General features: G+C 46.4%; 1 protein-coding gene and 1 pseudogene. Both read left to right on the top strand.

Features of this window, described 5'->3' with window-relative positions:
• A pseudogene (locus BLQ32_RS19550) lies at window positions 1-497 on the top strand (IS21 family transposase); the annotation flags it as partial.
• Window positions 478-1,206, top strand: a complete 729-nt coding sequence (gene istB, locus BLQ32_RS19545; RefSeq protein WP_074511893.1) for an IS21-like element helper ATPase IstB — start codon at window positions 478-480, stop codon at window positions 1,204-1,206. The pseudogene BLQ32_RS19550 and the gene istB, both read left to right, overlap by 20 nt.
• The last annotated feature ends 71 nt before the right edge of the window (window positions 1,207-1,277 follow it).

The raw sequence follows: 1,277 nt of genomic DNA, 5'->3' as shown, positions 1-1,277 counted from the left end.
AGCTGATCAAAGTGAATCCTTACAACGAAATCAGAGTGGATGATGACATCGTACATATCCCGAAAGGGAAAAATCATATCCAATTGTACCTGGTGACAACGTGGGATAAATACCAAGTGGTCACCCCTAACGGAGAAATTATCGCCGAAGGTCTGCGACCTTATATGAACAAGCGGAAGCTACTTCCATGGAAGGATATCTTTAATGCGTGGCGACAAAAGCCCCGCGTCGTCGAATATTCCCGCTATCGGCAATACCTGCCCGGCCGCATCAAAGACTATTTGGATATTCCTTCCGTCCATGTGCGAAAACAACGGATTGAGCAAGTGCTCACGCTTCTAACCCGTTACCCCTTGGAAGAAATCAATGAGGATTTTTACAAGCATATGATGGCCGATCCAACTCCTGAACCGAATCATCCTTTTGATGTGGAATGGAAACAGTATGATAGCTTGGGCCAGCAAGGAGGCGCGCATAATGACCGAGAACCTGCGTGATTTGTGCAAGCAGCTTCGTCTCGCGTATGTGGCTGAAGTCGTGGATTCGGTTGAATTTTCGACCCCTCAAGATTACTTATCGAACGTGCTCATCAAAGAAATCGAAATGCGCGAATTCGCTAAAGTGGAACGGAATTTGAAAAAAGCACGTTTTTTGGAGAACAAAACGCTGGAAAGCTACCAGTGGGATTCCGCTTCCCTGAGGTTGCCGCAAACGGTGACCAGGGAGCAATTGGAAGAGCTGGAGTTTATCAAAGCACACCAGAATCTAGTGCTCGTCGGAGCACCGGGCACTGGGAAAACGCATTTGGCTTCGGCCTTAGGCAGACGAGCCTGTGAAATGGGCTATCAGGTGCGATTCTACCGAGTCTCACATTTGGTTGAAGAACTGGAAACCGCTTATCGGAATGGAAAGCTAAGTGCATTTCGCAAGAAATTCGATGATATTCAACTGCTAATTTTAGATGAGATGGGTTACGTACCTTTCAGTAAGGAAGGCGCCGAAATTCTCTTTCAACTCATTACCGAGTTTTATGAAAAGAAGAGTTTGATTGTCACCTCGAACCTGGAGTTCAGCCAATGGAACCGCATCTTTATCGATAGCCGGCTAACGGCAGCACTAGTGGATCGACTGATCCACCATGCGCACATCATCACCTATACGGGCGAAAGCTATCGTTTAACCAATGCATTATCACGCATTAACTAACACCCCACCTTTGGCGGCAACACTCTGTAAAAAACGTTGCAACACTCTGCACTTTTCTATTGCAAAATACA

Source organism: Planococcus glaciei (assembly GCF_900099655.1).
Lineage (GTDB): Bacteria > Bacillota > Bacilli > Bacillales_A > Planococcaceae > Planococcus > Planococcus glaciei.
This window is presented reverse-complemented; position numbering and strand designations above follow the sequence as displayed.

Excerpts from the sequence above, each read along its gene's own strand:
- istB (WP_074511893.1), top strand. The coding sequence starts at position 478 with ATGACCGAGAACCTGCGTGATTTGTGCAAGCAGCTTCGTCTCGCGTAT.